22 protein-coding genes are annotated in these 17,998 nt (G+C 59.3%); 10 read left to right on the forward strand and 12 right to left on the reverse strand.

Going from position 1 to position 17,998, the window contains the following annotated elements; genetic code table 11:
* Positions 1-12: 12 nt before the first annotated feature.
* Together ACYF6X_RS21455 and ACYF6X_RS21460 are read left to right on the forward strand one after the other, a co-directional pair.
* Positions 13-1,431 (forward strand): glutamate synthase small subunit, encoded by a 1,419-nt coding sequence (locus ACYF6X_RS21455; protein ID WP_063988608.1) that lies wholly within the window; start codon positions 13-15, stop codon positions 1,429-1,431.
* Positions 1,432-1,595: 164 nt separating this feature from the next.
* A complete protein-coding gene (locus tag ACYF6X_RS21460) occupies positions 1,596-2,075 on the forward strand; it encodes a hypothetical protein (RefSeq protein WP_063988607.1) in 480 nt (159 codons plus the stop codon).
* 63 nt (positions 2,076-2,138) lie between these two features.
* On the opposite strand, the gene sspB is transcribed toward ACYF6X_RS21460, so the two are convergent.
* The 5 genes from sspB to zapE form a co-directional block, all read right to left on the reverse strand.
* The gene (sspB, locus tag ACYF6X_RS21465) at positions 2,139-2,639 is read right to left on the reverse strand and encodes a ClpXP protease specificity-enhancing factor (RefSeq protein ID WP_004937084.1); all 501 of its coding nucleotides are present in this window, start codon (positions 2,637-2,639) and stop codon (positions 2,139-2,141) included.
* Between the two features lie 5 nt (positions 2,640-2,644).
* The gene (gene sspA / locus ACYF6X_RS21470; protein WP_063988752.1) at positions 2,645-3,286 is read right to left on the reverse strand and encodes a stringent starvation protein SspA; all 642 of its coding nucleotides are present in this window, start codon (positions 3,284-3,286) and stop codon (positions 2,645-2,647) included.
* Positions 3,287-3,611: 325 nt separating this feature from the next.
* Positions 3,612-4,004 carry a 30S ribosomal protein S9 gene (gene rpsI / locus ACYF6X_RS21475; protein ID WP_004937080.1) on the reverse strand — a complete coding sequence of 131 codons (393 nt, stop codon included), beginning with the start codon at positions 4,002-4,004 and terminating at the stop codon, positions 3,612-3,614.
* A 15-nt stretch (positions 4,005-4,019) separates the two neighbouring features.
* The gene (gene rplM / locus ACYF6X_RS21480) at positions 4,020-4,448 is read right to left on the reverse strand and encodes a 50S ribosomal protein L13 (protein ID WP_004937079.1); all 429 of its coding nucleotides are present in this window, start codon (positions 4,446-4,448) and stop codon (positions 4,020-4,022) included.
* Between the two features lie 264 nt (positions 4,449-4,712).
* Positions 4,713-5,840 (reverse strand): cell division protein ZapE, encoded by a 1,128-nt coding sequence (gene zapE, locus ACYF6X_RS21485; protein ID WP_130017723.1) that lies wholly within the window; start codon positions 5,838-5,840, stop codon positions 4,713-4,715.
* Positions 5,841-6,071: 231 nt separating this feature from the next.
* Between zapE and zapG the strand changes: the two genes are divergently transcribed.
* From zapG to degS, 3 genes are all read left to right on the forward strand, one after another.
* Positions 6,072-6,473: a Z-ring associated protein ZapG gene (zapG, locus tag ACYF6X_RS21490; protein ID WP_004937074.1), complete on the forward strand. Its 402-nt coding sequence runs from the start codon at positions 6,072-6,074 to the stop codon at positions 6,471-6,473.
* A gap of 181 nt (positions 6,474-6,654) precedes the next feature.
* A complete protein-coding gene (gene degQ, locus ACYF6X_RS21495; protein WP_063988604.1) occupies positions 6,655-8,025 on the forward strand; it encodes a serine endoprotease DegQ in 1,371 nt (456 codons plus the stop codon).
* Between the two features lie 88 nt (positions 8,026-8,113).
* Positions 8,114-9,172 carry an outer membrane-stress sensor serine endopeptidase DegS gene (degS, locus tag ACYF6X_RS21500; RefSeq protein ID WP_063988603.1) on the forward strand — a complete coding sequence of 353 codons (1,059 nt, stop codon included), beginning with the start codon at positions 8,114-8,116 and terminating at the stop codon, positions 9,170-9,172.
* Between the two features lie 72 nt (positions 9,173-9,244).
* Here the strand turns inward: degS and murA are convergent, their stop codons facing one another.
* The 7 genes from murA to mlaF all read right to left on the reverse strand — a co-directional run bounded on the left by murA (position 9,245) and on the right by mlaF (position 14,056).
* On the reverse strand, positions 9,245-10,504 hold the full coding sequence (gene murA / locus ACYF6X_RS21505; RefSeq protein ID WP_004937068.1) for a UDP-N-acetylglucosamine 1-carboxyvinyltransferase: 1,260 nt from the start codon (positions 10,502-10,504) through the stop codon (positions 9,245-9,247).
* Positions 10,505-10,559: 55 nt separating this feature from the next.
* Positions 10,560-10,814, reverse strand: a complete 255-nt coding sequence (ibaG, locus tag ACYF6X_RS21510; RefSeq protein ID WP_025304370.1) for a BolA family iron metabolism protein IbaG — start codon at positions 10,812-10,814, stop codon at positions 10,560-10,562.
* Between the two features lie 140 nt (positions 10,815-10,954).
* Positions 10,955-11,257: a lipid asymmetry maintenance protein MlaB gene (gene mlaB / locus ACYF6X_RS21515; RefSeq protein WP_016930202.1), complete on the reverse strand. Its 303-nt coding sequence runs from the start codon at positions 11,255-11,257 to the stop codon at positions 10,955-10,957.
* Positions 11,257-11,886, reverse strand: a complete 630-nt coding sequence (gene mlaC, locus ACYF6X_RS21520; RefSeq protein WP_063988602.1) for a phospholipid-binding protein MlaC — start codon at positions 11,884-11,886, stop codon at positions 11,257-11,259. The genes mlaB and mlaC overlap by 1 nt, the downstream gene beginning before the upstream one ends.
* Positions 11,887-11,900: 14 nt before the next feature.
* Entirely contained in the window at positions 11,901-12,449 is a 549-nt protein-coding gene (gene mlaD, locus ACYF6X_RS21525; RefSeq protein ID WP_063988601.1) for an outer membrane lipid asymmetry maintenance protein MlaD, read from the reverse strand.
* Between the two features lie 4 nt (positions 12,450-12,453).
* Positions 12,454-13,236 carry a lipid asymmetry maintenance ABC transporter permease subunit MlaE gene (mlaE, locus tag ACYF6X_RS21530; RefSeq protein WP_130017722.1) on the reverse strand — a complete coding sequence of 261 codons (783 nt, stop codon included), beginning with the start codon at positions 13,234-13,236 and terminating at the stop codon, positions 12,454-12,456.
* 4 nt (positions 13,237-13,240) lie between these two features.
* Positions 13,241-14,056 (reverse strand): phospholipid ABC transporter ATP-binding protein MlaF, encoded by an 816-nt coding sequence (mlaF, locus tag ACYF6X_RS21535; protein ID WP_130017721.1) that lies wholly within the window; start codon positions 14,054-14,056, stop codon positions 13,241-13,243.
* Positions 14,057-14,359: 303 nt separating this feature from the next.
* Between mlaF and ACYF6X_RS21540 the strand changes: the two genes are divergently transcribed.
* Genes ACYF6X_RS21540 through lptA form a run of 5 tightly spaced genes read left to right on the forward strand, consistent with a single transcriptional unit; the run spans position 14,360 to position 17,995 of the window.
* Positions 14,360-15,337, forward strand: coding sequence for a calcium/sodium antiporter (locus ACYF6X_RS21540; RefSeq protein ID WP_025160120.1), 978 nt, complete (start codon positions 14,360-14,362; stop codon positions 15,335-15,337).
* 16 nt (positions 15,338-15,353) lie between these two features.
* Entirely contained in the window at positions 15,354-16,340 is a 987-nt protein-coding gene (gene kdsD / locus ACYF6X_RS21545; protein ID WP_025304376.1) for an arabinose-5-phosphate isomerase KdsD, read from the forward strand.
* 17 nt (positions 16,341-16,357) lie between these two features.
* Complete coding sequence (kdsC, locus tag ACYF6X_RS21550) at positions 16,358-16,912, forward strand: 3-deoxy-manno-octulosonate-8-phosphatase KdsC (RefSeq protein WP_060440977.1); 555 nt, start codon at positions 16,358-16,360, stop codon at positions 16,910-16,912.
* Positions 16,909-17,487 carry an LPS export ABC transporter periplasmic protein LptC gene (lptC, locus tag ACYF6X_RS21555; protein ID WP_063988600.1) on the forward strand — a complete coding sequence of 193 codons (579 nt, stop codon included), beginning with the start codon at positions 16,909-16,911 and terminating at the stop codon, positions 17,485-17,487. Before kdsC ends, lptC begins: the two co-directional genes overlap by 4 nt.
* Positions 17,456-17,995 carry a lipopolysaccharide ABC transporter substrate-binding protein LptA gene (gene lptA, locus ACYF6X_RS21560; RefSeq protein WP_004937045.1) on the forward strand — a complete coding sequence of 180 codons (540 nt, stop codon included), beginning with the start codon at positions 17,456-17,458 and terminating at the stop codon, positions 17,993-17,995. The genes lptC and lptA overlap by 32 nt, the downstream gene beginning before the upstream one ends.
* Positions 17,996-17,998: the final 3 nt, after the last annotated feature.

Genomic DNA, 17,998 nt, shown 5'->3' on the forward strand with positions numbered 1-17,998 from the left:
GGTAGGTCATTAATGAGCCAGAACGTTTATCAATTTATCGACCTGCAGCGTGTTGATCCGCCAAAGAAACCGCTGAAGATCCGCAAAATCGAGTTCGTCGAGATCTACGAACCGTTTTCGGAAACCCAGGCCAAGGCCCAGGCTGACCGCTGTCTGTCCTGCGGCAACCCGTATTGCGAGTGGAAGTGCCCGGTGCACAACTACATCCCGAACTGGCTGAAGCTGGCCAACGAAGGCCGCATCATGGAAGCGGCGGACCTGGCGCATCAGACCAACAGCCTGCCGGAAGTGTGCGGCCGCGTGTGCCCGCAGGATCGCCTGTGCGAAGGCTCCTGCACCCTGAACGACGAGTTCGGCGCGGTCACCATCGGCAATATCGAGCGCTACATCAGCGATAAGGCCATCGAAATGGGCTGGAAGCCGGACATGTCGCACGTGCAGCCGACCGGCAAGCGCGTGGCGATCGTCGGTGCCGGCCCTGCCGGGCTGGCCTGCGCCGACGTGCTGACCCGCAACGGCGTCAAAGCGGTGGTGTATGACCGTCATCCCGAGATCGGCGGCCTGCTGACCTTCGGTATCCCGGCCTTCAAGCTGGAAAAGGAAGTGATGGTCAAACGCCGCGGCATTTTCAGCGAGATGGGCATCGAGTTCCAGCTGAACACCGAAGTGGGCAAAGACGTCAGCATGGAGACCTTGCTGAGCGAGTACGATGCGGTGTTTCTCGGCGTCGGCACCTATCAGTCGATGCGCGGTGGCCTGGAGAACGAGGAGGCGCAGGGCGTGTACGACGCGCTGCCGTTCCTGATCGCCAACACCAAACAGCTGATGGGGTATGAAACCGAGCAGCACGAGCCTTACGTCAGCATGGAGGGCAAGCGCGTGGTGGTGCTGGGCGGTGGCGATACCGCCATGGACTGCGTGCGTACCTCGGTGCGCCAGGGCGCGACGCAGGTCATCTGCGCCTACCGCCGCGACGAAGCCAACATGCCGGGCTCCAAGCGCGAAGTGAAGAACGCCCGGGAAGAAGGCGTAGACTTCCAGTTCAACCTGCAGCCGCTGAGCATCGAACTGAACAGCGCCGGCCGCGTGGCCGGGGTGAAAATGGTACGCACTCAGCTGGGTGCGCCGGATGCCAACGGCCGTCAGGCGGCGGAGCAGGTGCCGGGTTCCGAACACGTGATCGACGCCGACGCGGTGGTGATGGCGTTCGGCTTCCGCCCGCACCGCATGGACTGGCTGGCGGCGCACGACGTGCAGCTCGATAAACAGGGCCGCATCCTGGCACCGGAAGGCAGCGACAACGCGTTCCAGACCAGTAACCCGAAAATCTTCGCCGGTGGCGACGCGGTGCGCGGCTCAGACCTGGTGGTGACAGCGATCGCCGAAGGCCGCAAGGCGGCAGACGGCATCATGAACTACCTGGAAGTGTAAACCTTCCGTACCGCCAAAGGCCCGGCACGTTGCCGGGCCTCTGTTTTAGCCTGCCACGCTTTGTAACAACCTCCCCTCTCCTCACCGTCTCAACGCGCTATAGTATTGAGTTAGCACCATTGCGGGGCGCGGCTGCGCCTGACACCGAGATAAGGATAGCGAACATGAAATGCTCCATTTCCCTGTTGGCCGGCGCACTGCTGGCCGTCAGTTTCAGCACTTCGGCCATGGCGCTGGATTCGCAGGAGGTCGGTTACAATATCGAAGCACGCGGCGCGCGGCCGGTCGTGGCTCAGTTAGGCAAGGCCGGGCAGTTCAACGCCGTGGAAAACAGCATCAGGCTGGGGGACGACAGCTGGATTGCCCTGGCGCCCAAGCTGGCCGGCGGCGGCAATGCCAGCTTTACCGCCGGCATCAAATCGGCCCTCTCCGCCGCCCTGATCTACAATCCGGCGGCGGTGTTGCAGGCGCTCAATAAAGGCAACGATCTGCCGCTCAATGACATTTGCACCGCGCCGCCGGAAGTGCAAGGCGACACCGCCATCACCAGTTTCCGCCAGCGCGCAACCCACGCCTTGTCCACCGTGCGCGTTGGCGATCTCAGCGCGCCGCGCGATGCCTGCATTGCCGCTTTGAAAGGCTGATCCGCCTCTGCCGGGCAAAAAAAAAGCACCCCCAGGGGTGCTTTTTCGTTTGTTCGCGCGGGGTTATTTCACCACGCGCAGCGCCGGGCGGCCACCGCGCGGCGGCTGTGGCGGCTCATCGTCCGGGCCGTTATCTTCCGCGGTATCCGGGCGATCGCCGTCGATCACCGACATCAGGGTTTCCGAAGGGATCGTCTCATTATCCAGACCTTCGAACACGCCTTCACTTTCGTCGTAGGCGGCTTCCGGTTCGAACATCGTGCCGGCGCCGTTTTCACGCGCATAGATCGCCAGCACGGCGGCCATCGGCACCGAAACCTGACGCGGCACGCCGCCGAAACGTGCGTTAAACTGCACGTCTTCGTTGCCCAACGCCAGGTTGCCTACCGCGCGCGGCGCGATATTCAGCACGATCTGGCCGTCACGCGCGAACTCCATCGGCACCTGCACGTCCGGGCGAGTCACGTCGACCACCAGGTGCGGCGTCAGCTGATTATCCAGCAGCCAGTCGTAGAACGCCCGCAGCAGATACGGGCGACGCGGCGTCATCTGAGACATGTCCATCGCGCTTAGCCCCGGGTTTGCAGGCGCATTTCACGCTCGGCTTCGGTCAAGGAAGCCAGGAAAGCGTCGCGTTCGAAGACGCGGGTCATGTAGCCCTTCAGCTCTTTGGAACCGGCGCCGCTCAATTCGATGCCCAGCTGCGACAGACGCCACAGCAGCGGTGCCAGGTAGCAATCCACCAGGCTGAACTCTTCGCTCATGAAATACGGCGTCTGACCGAAGATAGGCGCGATCGCCAACAGCTCCTCACGCAGCTGGCGACGGGCGGATTCCGCTTCCTGACCGCTGCTCTTCTCGATCTTGTCCATCAGCGAGTACCAGTTCTTCTCGATGCGCAGCATCATCAGACGGCTCTCGCCACGGGCAACCGGGTAAACCGGCATCAGCGGCGGGTGCGGGAAACGCTCATCCAGGTATTCCATGATGATGCGGGATTCATACAGGGTCAGTTCGCGATCGACCAGCGTAGGCACCGTCTGGTAGGGGTTGAGGTCAATCAGATCTTGCGGCAGGTTATCCATTTCGACCTGCTCGATCTCGACGCTGACACCTTTCTCCGCCAGTACGATACGTACTTGATGGCTAAAAATGTCGGTCGGGCCAGAGAACAGCGTCATTACCGAACGTTTGTTGGCAGCGACAGCCATGAAAACCTCCAAGTTATCTAGAAAATACTGCGAATAGCCAACTGACAGGCTGCTATCCTGAATAATCTTGCCGCAGGCCGGCAGCACGCAGCGCGACCCGAGCCCATGAAAAACCGGCTCAGGAGGTCAACTGCACGGCGAACAGGCGCAAAAGTGGGTGATAGTTTACCAGATTTTGCTTGTTTTGTGGGGGCGGTGCGGCGAATTCATGTTGAATTGTCTGATATGCCACAGATTTTAGTCGGGGACGGCGGATTTCAGGCATAAAAAAACCCGGTGAAGCACCGGGTTTTTTGCGTAAATCGCACTGCCGAGGCAGCGAAAATTAACGCTTGGAGAACTGCGGACGACGACGTGCTTTACGCAGGCCGACTTTCTTACGTTCAACCTGACGAGCGTCACGGGTGACGAAGCCAGCTTTACGCAGTTCAGAACGCAGAGTCTCATCGTACTCCATCAGTGCACGGGTGATACCGTGACGGATAGCGCCAGCTTGACCGGAGATACCACCACCTTTAACGGTGATGTACAGGTCCAGTTTGCCAACCATGTCGACCAGCTCCAGCGGCTGACGAACTACCATGCGGGCAGTTTCGCGACCGAAGTACTGTTCCAGGCTGCGCTGGTTGATAACGATGTTACCGTTGCCCGGCTTGATGAAGACGCGAGCGGCGGAGCTTTTGCGGCGACCAGTGCCGTAGTATTGATTTTCAGCCATTGCCATTAATCCCGATTAAATGTCCAGAACTTGCGGTTGCTGTGCCGCGTGATTGTGCTCGGTGCCCGCGTAAACTTTCAGTTTACGGAACATAGCACGACCCAGCGGGCCCTTTGGCAGCATGCCTTTAACCGCGATTTCAATCACGCGCTCAGGACGGCGGGCAATCATCTCTTCAAAGGTCGCTTGCTTGATACCACCGATGTGGCCGGTGTGGTGGTAGTACACTTTGTCTGTACGCTTGTTGCCGGTTACAGCAACTTTGTCAGCGTTCAGAACGATGATGTAATCACCGGTATCCACGTGCGGGGTGTATTCCGCTTTATGCTTGCCGCGCAGGCGACGAGCCAGTTCAGTAGCGAGACGGCCTAAAGTTTTACCATCTGCATCAACAACGTACCAGTCGCGTTTTACGGTTTCTGGTTTAGCTGTAAAAGTTTTCATTAGAAAGCTTACCCAATAATTAGTTACACGTTGGTGAACACCCAAACGCTCGAAAACAGTTGAGGCTCACACGACCATACAAGTCCAGCAAACCTACCCCTTCGAATAGCCATTGCCGGCACTATAAAGTTTTTGGGAAAAAAAACTTTGTTGTAACGTGGGGTCGCAAGATTATAGAGAAGTCGCTCACAAAGATCGAACGGTTTTTGAATGGAAAATAAATTTATCGCCGGCGGCAGGCAACCGGCGATAGGCCCGGCGGACTCAGGGCAGATGCGGCAGCTTAAGGTACTCTTCGCTCTGCATTTCCTGCAGGCGAGACAGGCAGCGCTGGTACTCGAACTTCAGCCGCTCCCCCTGGTAGATCTCGAACATCGACGCCTCGGCGCCGATCACCAGCTTGACGTGTCGCTCGTAGAATTCGTCCACCAGCGCCAGGAAGCGGCGCGCAGTATTCTCTTTCAACGGCCCCATCACCTGCACATTATACAGGATCACGCTGTGATACAGCCGCGACAGCGCAATGTAGTCCAGTTGGCTGCGCGCCTCTTCGCACAGCGTGTGGAAATCCACCGCCAGCACGCCGTCCACCGAACGGATCGCCTGCAGCGGCCGATGGTTGATCTGCAGCACCGGCGCGTCCTCCCCCGCCTTGCCCGCCAGCTTGACGAACATCCGATCCAGGGTCTCGCGCGTCTGGTCGCTCAGCGGCGTCAGGTAGAGGTGCGCCTGGGTCAGGGTACGCAGACGATAGTCGATACCGGCGTCGACGTTCATCACGTCGCAGTACTCATTGATCAGATCGATAGCCGGCAGGAAACGCGCCCGCTGCAGGCCGTTGCGGTACAGATCGTCCGGCGGGATGTTCGACGTGGCCACCAGCGTGATACCGCGCGCGAACAGCGCCTGCAGCAGCGTGGCCAGCAGCATGGCGTCGGTGATGTCGGACACGAAGAATTCGTCGAAGCACAACACATCGGTCTCGGCCTTGAAGCCGTCGGCAACGATGTCCAGCGGGTTTTCCCGCCCCTGCAACTCGGTCAGCTCTTCATGCACTCGCAACATGAAGCGGTGAAAGTGCAGGCGCATTTTGCGATCGCCCGGCAGGCTGTGGAAGAAGATGTCCATCAACCAGGTTTTGCCGCGCCCAACGCCGCCCCACATATACAGCCCCTGCACCGGACGCTGCGGCGCCGTTTCGCCGCCCTTGCCCAGCAAACGGCTGAGCTTGCCGCGCAGCCCGCCGGCCGGCGCGCTCGCCGCGGGCTTTTGCAGCAGGGCCTGATAAATGCGATCCAGTTGAGTCATGGCCCGACGTTGAACCTCATCGGCCTGATATTCCCCCGCGTCCAGCGCCTGCTGGTAGCGAGATAACGGTGATAGTGCCTGCATCTGTTCGATGTTCCCTAAGAACGCTTAGAAATTATTTAGCCAACGTTGGCGGCAAGTTGATGCCGATTCGCACCGTTATCGCCACAAATGCCCGCTGCGGGCGCCGCTGAAAACCCTGTAAAAATTAGGTGGAAGCGCATCAGGATTCCACTCGGACAAGGTTAACGGTTATAGTGGATATTATTAAGTGAAAAATCCCTGCGGAACAACGAAGTCAAAATAGGAGTCATCATGACCTGGGAGTATGCGCTGATTGGTTTGGTCGTCGGTATCGTGATTGGTGCGGTGGCGATGCGTTTTGGCAACCGTAAATTACGTCAACAACAAGTCCTGCAGAACGAGCTGGACAAGAGCAAAACCGAGCTGGAAGAGTACCGTCAGGAGCTGGTCGGCCACTTTGCCCGCAGCGCCGAGCTGCTGGACAACATGGCTCGCGACTATCGCCAGCTGTATCAGCACATGGCGAAAAGCTCCAACAACCTGCTGCCGGATCTGCCGATGCAGGAGAACCCGTTCCGCTATCGCCTGACCGAAGCGGAAGCAGACAACGATCAGGCGCCGGTGGAAATGCCGCGCGACTATTCGGAAGGCGCCTCCGGCCTGCTGCGCGGCCAAAGCGCGCGCCGCGACTGATATCCCTTCTTCGCCCGCGGGGCCACCCGCGGGTTTATTCCCCCTTTGTGCCTTATTGACCTTCCTTCGCATTACCTTTACTGAACTTTGCACGCAAATTCACGGTCTTACCCTTCACTATGACAAGGTGATTGCCTTATCATCAAATTTTCATCGGCAGGTATTGAGAGAGTTATCATCAATGAAGAAAAAGTCTTTAATTCTTAGTGCATTGGCAATGAGCCTCGGCCTGGCGCTCAGCGCTGTACCGGTGGCCAACGCGGCCCTGCCCGTCGCTGTTCAGGGGCAGCCGCTGCCGAGCCTGGCGCCGATGCTGGAAAAAGTCTTGCCCGCCGTAGTGAGCGTGCATGTCGCAGGCACCCAGGTACAGCGTCAACAGCTGCCGGAAGAGTTCAGACGCTTCTTCGGCCCCAATTTCCCCGGCCAGCAGCAGAGCTCCCGCCCGTTTGAAGGGCTGGGTTCCGGCGTCATCATCGACGCTGCCAAAGGCTACGTGCTGACCAACAACCACGTCATCAACAACGCCGATAAAATCCGCGTGCAGTTGAACGACGGCCGTGAACTGGACGCCAAGCTGGTCGGCCGCGATGAGCAATCCGACATCGCCCTGCTGCAGCTCAGCGACACCAAAAACCTGACCGCCATCAAGATGGCCGATTCCGACCAGCTGCGCGTCGGCGACTTCGCCGTGGCGGTCGGCAACCCGTTTGGCCTGGGACAAACCGCCACTTCAGGCATCATCTCGGCGCTGGGCCGCACCGGCCTGAATCTGGAGGGGCTGGAAAACTTCATTCAGACCGACGCCTCGATCAACCGCGGCAACTCCGGCGGCGCATTGGTTAACCTGAACGGCGAACTGATCGGTATCAATACCGCCATTTTGGCGCCGAGCGGCGGCAACGTCGGCATCGGCTTCGCCATTCCGAGCAATATGGCGCAGAACCTGAGCCAGCAGCTGATTGAATTCGGCGAAGTGAAACGCGGTCTGCTTGGCATCAAGGGCAGTGAAATGACCCCGGACATGGCCAAAGCCTTCAACACCGACGCGCAGCGCGGCGCCTTCGTCAGCGAAGTGCTGCCGAAATCCGCCGCCGCCAAGGCCGGCATCAAAGCCGGGGATATTCTGGTTTCCGTCGACGGCAAGCCGGTGAACAGCTTCGCCGAGCTGCGCGCCAAAGTCGGCACCACCGCACCGGGCAAAACCCTCAAAGTGGGCCTGCTGCGCGATGGCAAACCGCAGGAAGTCTCGGTCACGCTGGACAACAGCGAGAGCGCCTCGACCAACGCCGAAACGCTGTCGCCGGCGCTGCAGGGGGTTTCCCTCAGCAATGGCGCACTGCCGACTGGCGACAAGGGCGTGAAGGTGGAGAACGTGGATAAAGGCTCGACGGCGGCACAGATCGGCCTGCAAAAAGGCGACGTGATCATCGGCGTCAACCGCCAGCGCGTGGACAGCATCACAGCGCTGCGCAAGGTGCTGGAAGCCAAACCACCGGTGATGGCGCTCAATATCGTGCGCGGTAACGAAACCATTTATCTGCTGCTGCGTTAATTTGTGCAAAAACCGGGCTCGGTGACATACTGCGCCCGGTTAACTCATGCTATCCTCCGAACATCGTTCACCACACCACGAAAACTCCATGTTTGCTAAGCTCTTGCGTTCCGTCGTTATCGGTCTCATCGTTGCCGGCCTGCTGTTGGTCGCCCTGCCCATGCTGCGCTCTTCCAACGGCCTGTTTGCAGAGAAAACCGAGAATACCAGCGACGAAACACCGGTGAGCTATAACAAGGCGGTGCGCCGCGCCGCACCCGCCGTGGTGAACATCTACAACCGCAACCTGAACGGCGCCACCAACGTGCTGTCGCTCGGTTCCGGCGTGATCATGAACGAACGCGGTTATATCATCACCAACCGCCACGTGATCAAAGACGCCCAGCAGATCACCGTGGTGTTGCAGGATGGCCGCCGCTACGAAGCGCTGCTGGTCGGCTCCGACGGCCTGACCGATTTGGCGGTGCTGAAGATCGATCCCGGCAACCTGCCGGTGATCCCGACCAACAAAAACCGCGTTGCCCACGTCGGCGACGTAGTGCTGGCGATCGGCAACCCGTATAACCTGGGGCAAACCGTGACTCAGGGTATCCTCAGCGCCACCGGGCGCATCAGTATGAGCACCACCGGCCGGCAAACATTCCTGCAGACCGACGCCTCAATCAACCGCGGCAACTCCGGCGGCGCGCTGGTCAACTCGCTGGGCGAGCTGATCGGTATCAATACCCTGACCTATGACAAAATCACCGATGGCGAAACGCCGGAAGGCCTCGGCTTCGCCATTCCGATCGAACTGGCCACCAAAATCATGGACAAGCTGATCCGCGACGGCCGCGTGATCCGCGGCTATTTCGGTATTCAGGGCAAGGAGATTATTCCACTGCGCTCGTCCAACTCCGGCATCGATCGCCTGCAGGGCATCATCGTGACCGAAATTACGCCGAACGGCCCGGCGAGCAGCGCCGGTTTCCAGATCAACGACATCATCATCAACGTGGATAACAAACCGGCGGTGTCCGTGCTGGAGACCATGGACCAGGTGGCGGAGATCAGGCCGGGCACCGAGATACCGGTCATCGTGCTGCGCGACGGCAAGCGTATTACATTGAAAATGACGGTGGGTGAATTCCCGGAAGACAGCAATTAAAAAAAGGGCCGGCATTGATAGCCGGCCCTTTGATTTTCATCCTGCCGACGCAGCCGCGCCGGCGCGAATCACTTACTCGCCTTTCACGCGCTCGATGTTCGCACCCAGCGCACGCAGCTTGTCTTCAATACGCTCATAGCCGCGATCGATGTGGTAGATGCGATCGACGACGGTCACGCCGTCGGCGATGCAGCCGGCGATCACCAGGCTGGCGGAAGCACGCAGATCGGTCGCCATTACCTGAGCGCCGGACAGCTGCTCAACGCCATGGCAGATTACGGTGTTGCTCTCGATTTCCGCATGCGCGCCCATGCGGATCAGTTCCGGCACGTGCATGAAGCGGTTTTCGAAGATGGTCTCGGTGATGACGCCGGTGCCTTCCGCCACCAGGTTCAGCAGGCTGAACTGGGCCTGCATGTCGGTCGGGAAGCCCGGGTGCGGCGCGGTGCGCACGGTGACCGCTTTCGGGCGTTTGCCGTGCATGTCCAGGCTGATCCAGTCTTCGCCCACTTCGATATCGGCACCGGCTTCGCGCAGCTTGGCCAACACCGCATCCAGCGTATCCGGACGGGTGTTGCGGCACATCACTTTGCCACCGGAAACTGCGGCGGCGATCAGGAAGGTGCCGGTCTCGATGCGGTCAGGCAGCACGCGATACACGCCGCCGCCCAGACGCTCGACACCCTCGATGGTGATTTTGTCGCTGCCGGCGCCGCTGATCTTCGCGCCCAGCGTGTTGAGGAAGTTGGCGGTATCGACAATTTCCGGCTCACGCGCGGCGTTCTCGATAACGGTGGTGCCGGTCGCCAGGGTCGCGGCGCTCATGATGGTTACGGTCGCGCCCACGCTCACCTTGTCCATGACGATGTGCGCGCCCTTCAGGCGGCCCTCGACGGACGCCTTGACGTAACCTTCTTCCAGCTTGATCTCGGCACCCAGCTGCTCCAGGCCGGTGATGTGCAGATCGACCGGACGCGCGCCGATCGCACAGCCGCCCGGCAGGGAAACCTGGCCGCGGCCGAAACGCGCCACCAGCGGCCCCAGCGCCCAGATGGATGCGCGCATGGTTTTCACCAGATCGTAAGGGGCACAGAACTCGTTCACGCCGCTGGCGTCCACGAAGACCGAACCGTTGCGCTCAATCTTGGTACCCAACTGGTTGAGTAGTTTAATGGTGGTGTCAATGTCCTTCAGCTTGGGGACATTCTGCAGCTCGACCGGCTCTTCCGCCAACAGGGCGGCGAACAGGATCGGCAGGGCGGCGTTTTTGGCCCCGGAAATAGACACTTCACCGCTCAGGCGGGTCCGACCCTGCACACGAAATTTATCCATCTGACTACTCTCTGTTATCTAATCTGAAGCTGCCCGCCCGGCAGGGCAAACAGCCTTAAAATCCATTGAGTTTGCGGTCTCGCTGCCACTCTTCAGGGGTGTACGCCTTGATAGACAAGGCATGAATGCGGTTGTCCGCAATGTATTCCATCAGCGGTGCGTAAACCGTCTGCTGTTTTTTGACGCGGCTCATGCCGGCGAACAGTTCACCGACCACAATCGCTTGAAAATGACTGCCGTCGCCCGTCACATGTGCTTCATCCAGTGCCAATGCCTGCATCAGCACGTCTTTAATCTCGTTGGTTTCCATAGTATCCAGTTCTGCCGCTAAAGGATCATAAACAGCCTAGTATCTTAGTGGAATACGATGTTTTCTTAAACTAAAGAAAAAGCCCCTGCATAACAGGGGCTTTGTATCGTTTTACCACGCAAGGGCGGCGTGAAACGCCGCTAACCGGCGGTATCGACAGGCATTATCGCCTGCAGGTTGTAGAGCGCGATCAGCGTTTTCAGGCGCTCGGTGGCACCGAAAATTTTCAACGCTACGCCGCGCTCGCGCTGCTCTTCCTGCAAATGCAGCAACAGCGCCAGCCCGGCGGAGTCCACGCGCTGCAGTTGCGCCACGTCGATCGCGGTTTTATCCGCCATCAACGCGTCGCGCTGCCGCCACAGCGGCTGCAGCGTTTCCCGGTCCAGTTCACCGCGCAGGATCAGCGTCTGCTGCTCTGATTCGAAGCTGAGCGCTGCCGACATCAGTTTTTCTTGTCCAGCGTGATAGGCTGCGCGGCGGCGGCCTGCAGCTGTTTGGTCAGGCCGTCGATGCCCTGAGTACGCAGCGTAGACGCCCACTCATTCTGCTTGGTGGTGATCATGCTGACGCCTTCGGCGATCATGTCATACGCCTGCCAGTAGCCGGTTTTGCTATTCTTGCGCCATTGGAAATCCAGACGCACCGGCGGGCGGCCACCGTTGTCGATGATGGTGACGCGAATGGCCACGATGTCGGCATTGCCCAGCGGCTGTTCAGGCGCGATCTGATAAGTTTGGCCGTGGTACATCGCCAGCGCCTGGCCGTAAGCCTGCTCCAGGTAAGACTGGAAGGCGGTGAAGTAGGCTTCGCGCTGCGCAGGCGTCGCCTCTTTATAGTAACGCCCCAGCACCAGCGCGCCGGCGTATTTCACCTGCACGAACGGCATCAGTTCCTGGTGGACGATGGAGCGCAGGTAGTTCGGGTCCTGCTTGATCTTCGGCTGTTCGTTTTTCAAACGGCTGAAGGTCTTCTGCGCCGCGTCTTGCATCATGCTGTAAGGATTGGTTTGGTCGGCTGCGCTCGCCAGCGGTGCAACCACCAGCAGAGCCACCATCAGTAAACGTTTAAACATGCAGGTATCCTCTCTTAATGATTTGGAACAGCGGGTTGCGGTGTGGCGCCGGCAGCCGGCTCAGCGGCCGCGTCTCCCGGTTTGGCGCTGTCCTGACCGCCGCTTTTATACAGGAACTGGCCGATCAGGTCTTCCAGAACCATGGCTGATTTGGTGTCCTGAATGGTGCCGCCGTCTTTCAGGATGGTGGTGCCCATATCAGGATCTTCGAAGCCCACGTTAAGCGCCAGATATTGCTCGCCCAGCAGGCCGGAGGTGCGGATCGCCAGCGAGCTGGTATCCGGGATTTGGTCGTACTTTTTCTGGATATCCAGCGCCACGCGTGGCGTGTAGGTTTTCGAATCGAGTTCGATGTCCGCTACGCGGCCGATCACCACGCCGCCAATTTTCACCGGCGAACGCGGCTTCAGGCCGCCGATGTTGTCGAACGTCGCGTAAATGCGGTAGGTCGGCTCGCTGCCGATCGATTTAAGGTTCGCCACCTGCAGGCAGATAAACACGATGGCGCACAGCGCAATCAGCATAAATGCCCCAACCCAGATTTCACTCTTCTTCGTTTGCATCGAATCAATTCCCAAACATCAGTGCTGTCAGCACGAAATCCAATCCCAACACCGCCAGTGACGAATGCACCACGGTACGCGTCGTCGCCCGGCTAATCCCTTCAGAGGTAGGCACGGCGTCGTACCCGTTGAAAATGGCAATCCAGGTTACGGTAATGGCGAATACCACGCTTTTGATCAGGCAGTTGAGCAGATCTTTTTTCCACTCTACGGCGCCCTGCATCGCCGACCAGAAGAAGCCGCTGTCGATGCCCTTCCAGTCCACGCCGACCACCGAGCCGCCCCAAATGCCGATCGCCACGAAAATGATGGTCAACAGCGGCATGCTGATGAGCCCCGCCCAGAAGCGCGGCGCCACGATGCGCCGCAGCGGATCGACCGCCATCATTTCCAGGCTGGAGATCTGTTCCGTCGCCTTCATCAGGCCGATTTCCGCCGTGAGCGCGGAACCGGCGCGGCCGGCGAACAGCAGCGCCGTCACCACCGGCCCCAGTTCACGCAGCAGCGACAGCGCCACCATCATGCCGAGGCTGGCCTCGGCGCTGTAGGTGGTGAGCACGATATAGCCCTGCAGGCCCAGCACCATACCGATGAACAGCCCGGAGACCATGATGATCAGCAGCGACTGCACGCCGACGCTGTAGAGCTGTTTCAACAACAGCAGCCACTGCTTGCCGGGTTCCGGCCGGCCAATCAACGCGTTGAACAGCATCAACCCGGCGCGGCCGAAGCTGGCGCTGGTGTTGATGCCACTGCGCCCCAAGGACGCTAACGCTCTTAATAACATGAGCTTATTTACTCCCTAAGCCTAGCAGTTCGGTCTGATAATCCCTGGCCGGATAGCGGAACGGCACCGGCCCATCCGCTATACCATCCAGGAACTGGCGCACGCGCGCATCAGGATTGTTCTGCAATTGCTGCGTGGTGCCTTCGGCGATCACCCGGTGATCGGCCACGATGTAGGCGTAGTCGGCGATGCTCAGCACCTCCGGCACGTCGTGCGACACCACGATGCAGGTAATGCCCAGCGCATGGTTCAGCTCGTCGATCAGCTTGACCAACACCCCCATGGTGATCGGATCCTGGCCGACGAAGGGTTCGTCGAACATGATCATCTCCGGGTCCAGCGCGATCGCGCGCGCCAACGCCGCCCGGCGCGCCATGCCGCCGGAAAGCTCATTGGGCATCAGTTGGGCCGCGCCGCGCAGCCCCACCGCTTCCAGCTTCATCAGCACCGTGCTGCGCAACAAAGGCTCCGGCAGGTTGCTGTGCTCGCGCAGCGGGTAGGCCACGTTTTCGAATACGGTCAAATCGGTAAACAGCGCGCCCGACTGGAACAGCATGCTCATCTTTTTGCGCGCGTCGTATAACTGACGGCGGGACAACGCGGGAATGTTGTCGCCGTCGAACCAAATCTCCCCGCTGTCCGGCGCCAACTGGCCGCCGATCAGGCGCAGCAGCGTGGTTTTGCCGATGCCCGATGGCCCCATGATCGCCGTGACCTTACCGCGAGGCACCGTCAGGTTGATGTCTTCAAATATCCGTCGGTCGCCGCGCGAGAAGCTCATGTCGCGCACTTCGACCAAATTATCTGCCTTTTGGAGCATGTTAATGGACCCTTTACGACTCATCTTTTGCTGAATCTACCCGTGATGTTAAAGCAATGGGCGCAATCCGTCTCATCTTTACAAAAACTTACTGCCATTTCGCAACCAATGGTGCCATTGGTTTTACTTTTCCGCGCCACCCGGTCAAAATTGGCGCCATAACGAAAAAAAACGAAACTGTTCAACTATTAGCCGGGAAAAACCGTTGCTGCGGCTCAAACGCGCGCAACGGAGGGCAAGCAATACCGCCGCATTGACGGCTTTAACCAACGAACCGGGATAATACCCGACAAAGGACCCTGCATGTTTCTCGCGATAGCATTATTAATCGTTGGTTTATTTCTACTGGTGTATGGTGCAGACCGCTTAGTTTATGGTGCTGCCGTGATTTCCCGCTCGCTCGGCGTACCGCCGTTGATCATCGGCATGACCATCGTCGGCATCGGCACTTCGCTGCCGGAGCTGATCGTGTCCACCACCGCCGCGCTGAACGGGCAGATAGATATGGCCGTTGGCAACGTATTAGGGTCCAACATCACCAACATCTTATTGATCCTGGGGGTGGCGGCGCTGATTCACCCGCTGGCCGCGCGCTCCGAGATACTGCGTCGCGAACTGCCGCTGATGTTAGCGGTCACAGTATTGTGCGGTTTCGTGTTGATGGATGGCACCCTGAGCAGGCTGGACGGCGTGCTGCTGCTGGCCGCCGCCGCCGGCTTCATCCTGCTGATGCTGAAAATCGCCCGGCTGGCGCAGCGCGAGGGCAGCGACAGCCTGACCATGGAGCAGATAGCCGAACTGCCGCAGGACAGCAGCAACACCGTGGCGGTGCTGTGGCTGGTGCTGGCGTTTATCATTCTGCCGCTCTCTTCCAGAATGGTGGTCGATAACGCGACGGTGATTGCGCACTATTTCGGCCTGAGCGAACTGGTGGTCGGCTTGACCATTATCGCCATCGGCACCAGCCTGCCCGAACTGGCCACCTCCATCGCCGGAGCGCTGAAGGGCGAGGATGATATGGCGATTGGTAATATCATCGGCTCCAATATTTTCAACACGGTGATCGTGCTGGGCGTCCCCGCCCTGCTGTCGCCGGGTAGCGTGGACGCCGCCGCCTTCCAGCGCGATTACTGGGTGATGCTGGCGGCCAGCGTGCTGCTTAGCGTGCTGTGCATTGGCCGCAAACACCGCATCGGCCACCTGGCGGGCGCGCTGTTATTATGCGGCTTTATTGCGTATCTTGCGGTGCTGTTCTTTAACCCTTTCAGTACTTTCGGCTAAACCGACGGGAATGAGTATGTCGAACATTGAGTTGCAACCGGGCTTCGATTTTCAGCAGGCCGGCAAAGAAGTGCTTCAGATAGAGCGTGAAGGGCTGGCTCAGCTCGACAGCTACATCAACGCAGACTTCACCCGCGCCTGCGAAACGATCGCCGCCTGCGGCGGCAAAGTGGTGGTGATGGGCATGGGCAAATCCGGCCATATCGGCTGCAAGATCGCCGCGACCTTCGCCAGCACCGGCACCCCCTCATTCTTCGTTCACCCGGCGGAAGCCAGCCATGGCGATTTGGGCATGGTCACCCCGCAGGACATCGTGCTCGCCATCTCCAACTCCGGCGAGTCCAGCGAGATCCTGGCGCTGATCCCGGTATTGAAACGCCAACAGATCACCCTCATCTGTATGACCAATAATCCGGAAAGCTCGATGGGCAAGGCGGCGGATATCCACCTGTGCATCAAGGTGCCGCAGGAAGCCTGCCCGCTGGGGCTGGCGCCGACCACCAGCACCACCGCCACGCTGGTGATGGGCGATGCGCTGGCCGTCGCGCTGCTGAAAGCGCGCGGTTTCACGCCGGAAGATTTCGCGCTGTCGCATCCGGGCGGCGCACTCGGCCGCAAACTGCTGCTGCGGGTTAGCGATATCATGCACAGCGGCGACGAAATGCCCCACGTCAGCGCCGACGCTTCATTGCGCGACGCGCTGCTGGAAATCACCCGCAAAAATCTGGGCCTGACGGTTGTCTGCGACGATCTGATGAAAATCGCCGGCATCTTCACCGACGGCGACCTGCGCCGGGTCTTCGACATGGGTATCAACCTGCACGAGGCGAAGATCGCCGACGTCATGACGCCGGGCGGCGTGCGGGTGCGCCCCAACATCCTGGCGGTCGATGCATTGAACCTGATGCAACAACGCCACATCACCGCGCTGCTGGTTGCCGATGGCGACCAACTGCTGGGTGTGGTACATATGCATGACATGCTGCGCGCCGGCGTCGTTTAATTAAGGAATAGAACGGAATGGGTATGGTAGAAACCTGCTACGGGCCGGTAGAACAAGAGGTTATGGCGCGTGCCGGGAACATCCGCCTGTTGATTTGCGACGTTGACGGCGTGCTGTCGGACGGCCTGATCTTCATGGGCAACAACGGTGAAGAACTGAAGGCGTTCAACGTGCGCGACGGCTACGGCATCCGCTGCTTGAAAACCTCGGGCATCGAGGTGGCGATCATCACCGGTCGCTCCGCCAAGCTGCTGGAAGACCGCGCGCAGACGCTCGGTATCACCCATCTTTATCAGGGGCAGTCCGATAAGCTTTTGGCCTTCCGCGAACTGTTGGATAAACTGTCGTTAACGGCGGATCAGGTCGCCTATATCGGCGATGACCTGATCGACTGGCCGGTGATGGCGCAGGTCGGCCTGGCGGTCGCGGTGGCGGACGCACATCCGCTGTTGACGCCGCGCGCCCACTACGTCACCCGCATTGCCGGCGGCCGCGGTGCAGTGCGCGAACTGTGCGACATCATTCTTTTGGCTCAAAATAAGCTGGAGGACGCCAAAGGGCTGTCGATATGAGTAAAACCAAACTGTGGATCACCATCCTGTTGACGGTGATCGTTCTGGCGCTGATCGGCTGGAACATGACGGACTTCAGCGACGACACGGCCCCTGGCCCGGTCAACGATAAGGATCCGACCTACCAGAGCCAGCACACGGTCACCGTGGTGTACAACCCGGCCGGCAAGCTGAATTACAAACTGGTGGCGGAAGACGCGAAGTATTACACCGCCGGCGAACTGAGCTGGTTCACCCAGCCGGTAATGACGCTGTTCGATGAGAATGCGGTGGCCACCTGGTCAGTTCGCGCCGATCGCGCCAAACTGACTAAAGACCGGATGCTGTATCTGTATGGTCACGTCGAGGTAAACAGCCTGACCACCACCTCGCAGCTGGAAAAAATTAAGACGGACAACGCTCAGGTAAACCTGGTCACCCAGGACGTCACCTCCGATGACGAAGTCACGCTTTACGGGACCAATTTTACCTCTAACGGCATGAAAATGCGTGGGAACCTGCGGACCAAAACCGCTGAGCTGATTGATAAGGTTAAGACCAACTATGAAATTCAGAACCAAAAACCAACTCCGTAACCTGTTGCTCGGCAGCTTAGTTTTGGCCGCCAGCGCCCCCGCTCTGGCGCTGAAATCCGACTCCAGCCAGCCGGTGAGCATCGACTCGCTCAAACAGTCGTTGGACATGCAGAGCAACGTCAGCACCTTCACCGACAACGTGGTGATCAAACAGGGCACCATCGATATTCGCGCCGACAAGGTGGTGGTCACCCGCCCGGGCGGAGATCAGAATAAGACCTATATTGAAGCGTTCGGCAACCCGGTAACCTTCTACCAGATGCAGGACAGCGGCAAGCCGGTCAAAGGCCACGCGCAGAAAGTGCGTTACGACGTGGCGACCCAGCTGGTGACCCTGACGGGCAACGCCTATCTGGAGCAGCTCGACAGCAACGTGAAAGGCGATCGCATCACCTATCTGGTGCAACAGCAGCAAATGCAGGCGTTTAGCGACAAAGGCAAACGCGTGACAACGGTTCTGGTACCGTCGCAGTTGCAAGACAAAAACGAGCAAAAAAAGAGTAACTAATCA

Source organism: Serratia sp. ID 25-353 (assembly GCF_054792795.1).